Here is a 6,522-nt window from a genome sequence, read left to right as displayed (position 1 = left end):
TTTGATTTTTTGTAGATACTCTGGCATAAATAACTGCCTGACGTTTATCATTTTCGATATTTATGCCTTTGAATTGAAGATATTGGTCATACGTATAATAACGCCTGTCAGTTGGAGTTCGATTTGCTTTTAAAATCCCTTCTCTGTCCCAACGCTGTAGCGTTTTAACAGATATCCCTAACAATTCAGCAAAATCCTTCGGCTTGTAGTTTGTGATATTTGATGTGTTCATAATATGATTCTCCTTTTGTATGTTTAAACACATTATATCACATTTGACAATATATTTAGTTACTTATATTTTCCTCCTTTTGCTGTTTTTCGGAGTCCATTTTACCATACCCCGGCATGATTTTCAACGCGCCGAAATAATCCCTTTCACCCCAAAAATCCCCTTTTCCCAACAACTTTTCTGTCGTCAGAAAAAGAGGATCGTTTTTTCACTCACGGATAACCTGAAACGTTTTCCACTTGCCCTGTTTGAATCTCCACCAGAAGATGATGCCGCGCACGGACCAGTCGAGGCACATCGCAAGAGCGATTCCCATAACGCCCATGTTCATCCAGATTGCAAAAATCACAGAGAAAATCAGGCGGACGCCGATGGTCGTGAAGAGGGAAATTCCCATTGTGAATTTTACATCTCCTGTCGCACGAAGGCCGCTTCCAAGCGGTCCGGCGTAGCAGAGTGCAATGCCGTTGAAAATATTATGCAGCAGTACCAGCCAGAGTGTCAGCCGCTTCGTCTCCTCGGACACCGCATAGAAGGAAAGGACAAACGGTGTGACTGCAAAGACAAGCGCATTCCATGCCACTCCAATGATCAGTGTGATTTTTATCAGCTTGCGGAAATAATACTCCGCCTGATCAGTATCTCCCGCGCCCATGCACTGTCCGATGACGGTGATGAATACTGGGGAAAGTGCACTGCTTGTGAGTGCCGCCATGGACCATATACTCTGGGCAATGCCGTTTGCGGCAATCTGGTAGGTACCAAACAGTGCTACCACACTGGAAAGTGCTACTTTGACGAGCTGGAAAATACCGCTCTCGATACCGTTCGGAACTGCGATACTGAGGATCGTTTTCTGGAAGCTCAAGTCTACTTTAAAAATCCACTCTTTCAAATACTGCACCGGATTTCGCTTTGAGAAGCAGAGAACCGTGATAACAGCTGCGGAAAAGATACGCGCAATCAGCGACGGAACCGCAACGCCAGGCACACCTGTATGCAAAGCAAAGACGCCGATACAGTTTCCGACTACGTTGATCACATTCGATGCAATCGAAAGGTACATCGTCGTGCTGGTTTTTCCAAAACTGCGGTACAAAGCCGCTCCCGCATTGTAAATCGCCATTGCCGGATAGGAATATGCCGAGATACGCAGATACGTCACGCATGCCGCCATGACATCATCCTCAACCTTGCCGAACATCAAACGCATCAGCTGTTCGTTGGCAACCAGTACCACTACAGAAATAACAACCGACAGCAATACCGATGCCGTCAGAAGCTGGGAAGCTGCCGCTCCCGCCTGCTCCTTGTCCTTCTTTCCGATATACTGGCTGATGACCACCGCACCGCCGGATGCCAGCGCTGTGAACAGGTTGATAAAGATCATATTAAACGCATTGACCAGTGACACACCGGAAACCGCCGCCTCTCCGACAAATCCGATAACAAACACGTCCGCAATTCCGACCAGAGCCACCAGAAGCTGCTCTAGGAAAAGCGGAATAATCAGCTTTTTCAAATCCTGATTTGTAAACATAAAACCCCTCCTGCCATTTTTCTTTCTGTCTCTATTTTAGACATCTAACAGCTCATTTGTCTAATGCTTATTCTAAATGGCAGTTCATACGCGGATTGCATATTACACTTCACAGAAATCTCTTTTCACTTTCTCACACAGCTTGCCATACACACGCTCCACAAACCACGGCTCTGTCGATTTTTCTGCGATCTGCTCCACCGGAATCCAGCCGACTGCGCTGTTTTCATCCGGCTTGCAGCGGATTTCCTGTACCGGATCTGCTTCCATGAGATATGTCACATTCAGATGGAGATGTGTCGTCACGTACTTTCCGCGCTTCACATGGCCGTCCACCGACAGGATTTCGAGCGAGAATGGCTGATCCGATAAGAGCTTCACCTCTTCAATCCCGGATTCCTCCTTCACTTCTCTTACCGCCACGCTGTAAAGATCCGCATCTCCGTCCGCGTGGCCGCCGAGCCATGCCCAGGAATGGTAAATATTGTGATACGCCATCAGCACCTGCTTCCGATCCGGGCTTACGACCCAGGCGGAGGCAGTCAGATGTGCGGTCTCATTTTCCCGCGTCAAAATATCGCATCCGCTCTCCATCCATTTCAGCAGAATCGCCCGATCCCGCTCTTCCTGCTCATTGTACGGACGGTATTCCCGGATCTGCCGCAGCAGGTTTTCTTTGGCTGTTTCATTCTGCATCCGTTTTCCCTCCCACTTTGATTTTAAACGATTGATAAAAAAGACCCCGGCGCCTGTATTTCTACAGACCGCCGGGGTCTCCTTACGTTTGAACACAAATCATGCTATTGCATGAAAATCCTGATTCGGACAGATTCTGCTTAAATTAAGCGTTCTTCTGAGCGATAGCTGCCTGAGCTGCTGCCAGACGGGCGATCGGCACACGGAACGGTGAGCAGGAAACATAGTCCAGACCCAGTTTGTTGCAGAACTCTACGGAGCTCGGATCTCCACCGTGCTCACCGCAGATACCTACGTGCAGAGAAGAGTTAACCGGTCTTCCAAGATCGATAGCCATCTTCATCAGCTTGCCAACGCCGTCCTGATCGAGTTTTGCGAACGGATCGTTCTCGAAGATCTTAGCGTCATAGTAAGCGTTCAGGAATTTACCAGCATCGTCACGGGAGAATCCGTAAGTCATCTGAGTAAGGTCGTTGGTTCCGAAGCAGAAGAAGTCTGCCTCTTTTGCGATCTCATCTGCAGTCAGAGCTGCTCTCGGGATCTCGATCATGGTACCAACTTCGTATTCAAGGTCGCTGCCTGCAGCTGCGATTTCAGCGTCAGCGGTCTCTACTACGAATTTCTTAACGTATTTCAGCTCTTTGATATCGCCAACAAGTGGGATCATGATTTCCGGTTTTACATTCCAATCCGGATGAGCTTTCTTCACGTTGATGGCTGCGCGGATTACTGCGCTTGTCTGCATCTTAGCGATTTCCGGATAAGTTACAGCAAGACGGCATCCACGATGACCCATCATCGGGTTGAACTCATGCAGACCAGCGATGATTGCTTTGATCTGCTCAACAGTTTTGCCCTGAGCATCAGCCAGTTTCTTGATGTCCTCTTCCTCAGTCGGAACGAACTCATGAAGCGGCGGATCCAGGAAACGGATGGTAACCGGGTTGCCTTCCAGAGCTTCATACAGCTTCTCGAAGTCTCCCTGCTGCTCCGGAAGGATCTTAGCAAGTGCTGCTTCTCTCTCTTCTACGGTTTCAGCGCAGATCATCTCACGGAATGCATCGATTCTGTTGCCTTCGAAGACATATGCTCTGTACGGCAAAGACCAATACCTTCTGCGCCAAGCTCACGAGCTTTTTTAGCGTCTGCCGGAGTATCAGCGTTTGTACGAACTTTCATGGTTCTGTATTTATCTGCCCAGCCCATGATTCTTCCGAACTCGCCAGCGATGGTAGCGTCTACGGTCGGGATCAGTCCGTCATAGATGCATCCTGTAGAACCATCCAGAGAGATGCAGTCTCCCTCGTGGAACTCTTTGCCAGCCAGTGTGAATTTCTTGTTTGCCTCGTCCATTACGATATCACCGCAACCGGATACACAGCAGGTTCCCATACCACGGGCAACTACGGCTGCGTGGGAAGTCATACCACCACGAACAGTCAGGATACCCTGTGCAGATTTCATACCTGTGATATCTTCTGGGGATGTCTCAAGACGAACCAGAACAACTTTTTCTCCTCTTTCAGCCCATGCAACAGCGTCATCAGCTGTGAAGACGATTTTACCGCAAGCAGCTCCCGGAGATGCTCCCAGTGCTTTTGCCATTGGAGTAGCCTCTTTCAGTGCTTTTGCATCGAACTGCGGATGAAGCAGAGAGTCAAGGTTACGAGGATCGATCATTGCAACTGCCTCTTCCTCTGTTCTCATTCCCTCATCTACAAGGTCGCAGGCGATTTTCAGAGCAGCTTTTGCTGTTCTCTTACCGTTACGTGTCTGCAGCATGTACAGTTTACCGTGCTCTACAGTGAACTCCATGTCCTGCATATCTCTGTAGTGTGTTTCCAGAGTTTTGCAAACTTCTTTGAACTGTTTGAAAGCTTCCGGGAATTTCTCTTCCATCTCGGAAATGTGCATAGGTGTACGAACACCGGCAACTACGTCCTCGCCCTGTGCGTTGGTAAGGAACTCACCGAACAGTCCGTTCTCTCCTGTAGCAGGGTCACGGGTGAAGGCAACACCTGTACCACAGTCATCTCCCATGTTTCCGAATGCCATCATCTGTACGTTAACAGCGGTACCCCAGGAATACGGGATGTCGTTGTCACGACGATAAACGTTTGCTCTCGGGTTGTCCCAGGAACGGAATACGGCTTTTACAGCCTCCATCAGCTGTACCTTAGGATCGGTCGGGAAATCCTCACCGATTTTAGCTTTGTACTCAGCTTTGAACTGCTCAGCCAGTTTTTTGAGGTCATCTGCGTCAAGATCTACGTCCTGTTTTACGCCTTTCTCCTCTTTCATCTTGTCGATCAGCTCTTCGAAGTATTTTTTACCAACTTCCATAACTACGTCAGAGAACATCTGAATGAATCTTCTGTAGCAGTCCCAAGCCCAACGTGGATTGCCGGAAGCCTGTGACAGAGTTTCAACAACCTCTTCGTTCAGACCAAGGTTCAGGATGGTATCCATCATACCTGGCATGGAAGCTCTTGCTCCGGAACGTACAGAAACGAGCAGCGGATTCTTAGCGTCTCCGAATTTCTTTCCTGTGATTCCTTCCATTTTATCGATTGCTTCCATGATCTGACCCATGATCTCGTCGTTGATCTGTCTGCCATCCTCATAGTACTGTGTACAAGCCTCGGTTGTTACCGTGAATCCCTGTGGTACAGGAAGTCCCAGGTTTGTCATCTCAGCCAGGTTTGCGCCTTTTCCACCGAGAAGGTACGCATGTCTGCATTACCTTCAGTGAACATGTAAACCCATTTTGCCATTGTTACTTTTCCTCCTACTTGTAATTTTGATAGGTTATAGTAAAGTATTTCCAGATTGCCCTGGATGATACGTTCACCCTATACCGATTGCACCGAAAATAAAGATATCCTCGGGGCGCACACATTTATTTTACCATAAGAATATCTTTAGTCAATAAAAATATGGCAAATTTTCGGTATTTTTTTTAATTTCTGGTTCTGCGTCCCTCTTGTGTCCTATTATATCAGCTTTTGGTTACTTTTTACAGGGTTTTTTGTAATTTTTGCGTAAAAAAAGAAGTATCGCACAATTTTTTTCATTTTACGATACTTCTTCTTCTATTTTTCCTGGTAAATTTTCGGAATTGTTTGATTTTATGCTTTCAGAATTACGGTTTTGATTACGAAATACAGCAGCACAATCACACCGAGTACGATACGGTACCAGCCGAAGGCTTTGAAATCGTGCTTCTTGATGTACTGCATCAGGAATTTGATGGCAAGAATCGATACCGCAAATGCCACCAGCATGCCGACGATCATGATCGCCACCTCAACACCGGTAAAGGCAAAGCCGTGTTTTACCAGTTTTAAAAGGCTCGCGCCGAACATAACCGGAACGGCAAGGAAAAACGTGTACTCCGATGCCAGCTCTCTCGAGCATCCCAGCAGGATACCGCCGATGATGGTTGCTCCCGAACGGGAAGTTCCCGGTACGATGGAAAGGAGCTGGAAAACACCGATATACAGCGCATTTTTCCAGGTAATCTCTTTGATTTTTGTTGCAGACAGTGTTCTCGTCTTGTTGTAATTCTCAATGATGATGAAGAGGACACCATAGATGATCAGCATCAGTGCTACGATCACGTAATTCATCAGATGGGCCTCGATCCAGTCGTTGAATGCCAGTCCGATCACGGCTGCCGGCAGACACGATACGACGATCTTGAACCACATGATAATTTTGTCCAGATAACAGTAATTGTCTACAAAGTTCTGAATACCTGCAAAGACCTTGTTGTCGCTTGGATTGGCAAAATAGCTCTTGCTTTTCGCTTTGCTTTTGCCATGAAACGGCCAGAGATCCCAGAAATAGATGACGACAACCGCAAGGATTGCACCGAGCTGGATGACAACTTCAAAAACATTCTTGAAATCAGCTGTCACATTCAGCTTAATAAACTCATCTACCAGAATCATGTGGCCGGTGCTGCTGATCGGAAGCCACTCGGTAATGCCCTCTACGATACCCAGCAGGATAACCTTTAACCACTCAATGATGTTCATACGATATGTACCTT

4 protein-coding genes and 1 pseudogene are annotated in these 6,522 nt (G+C 47.4%); all 5 read right to left on the bottom strand.

Annotation, left to right across the window (positions count from 1 at the left end):
* Nucleotides 1-217, bottom strand: a 217-nt coding sequence (locus DXA55_RS11435; protein ID WP_242998504.1) for a MerR family DNA-binding transcriptional regulator, incomplete at its 3' end; no start/stop codon positions are given.
* 223 nt (nucleotides 218-440) lie between these two features.
* Nucleotides 441-1,772, bottom strand: coding sequence for an MATE family efflux transporter (locus DXA55_RS11430; protein ID WP_117814222.1), 1,332 nt, complete (start codon nucleotides 1,770-1,772; stop codon nucleotides 441-443).
* Nucleotides 1,773-1,874: 102 nt separating this feature from the next.
* Complete coding sequence (locus DXA55_RS11425) at nucleotides 1,875-2,468, bottom strand: NUDIX hydrolase (protein WP_117814220.1); 594 nt, start codon at nucleotides 2,466-2,468, stop codon at nucleotides 1,875-1,877.
* Nucleotides 2,469-2,613: 145 nt separating this feature from the next.
* A pseudogene (gene ppdK / locus DXA55_RS19325) lies at nucleotides 2,614-5,242 on the bottom strand (pyruvate, phosphate dikinase).
* A 354-nt stretch (nucleotides 5,243-5,596) separates the two neighbouring features.
* On the bottom strand, nucleotides 5,597-6,508 hold the full coding sequence (locus tag DXA55_RS11415; protein ID WP_022462957.1) for an undecaprenyl-diphosphate phosphatase: 912 nt from the start codon (nucleotides 6,506-6,508) through the stop codon (nucleotides 5,597-5,599).
* Nucleotides 6,509-6,522: the final 14 nt, after the last annotated feature.

It is taken from the genome of Blautia sp. OF03-13 (assembly GCF_003460685.1).
Classification (GTDB): Bacteria; Bacillota; Clostridia; order Lachnospirales; family Lachnospiraceae; genus Fusicatenibacter; species Fusicatenibacter saccharivorans.
This window is presented reverse-complemented; position numbering and strand designations above follow the sequence as displayed.

Bases quoted from the DNA above. Each gene is read 5' to 3' on its own strand.
- DXA55_RS11415 (WP_022462957.1), bottom strand. From the start codon at position 6,508: ATGAACATCATTGAGTGGTTAAAGGTTATCCTGCTGGGTATCGTAGAG.
- DXA55_RS11430 (WP_117814222.1), bottom strand. From the start codon at position 1,772: ATGTTTACAAATCAGGATTTGAAAAAGCTGATTATTCCGCTTTTCCTA.
- DXA55_RS11425 (WP_117814220.1), bottom strand. From the start codon at position 2,468: ATGCAGAATGAAACAGCCAAAGAAAACCTGCTGCGGCAGATCCGGGAA.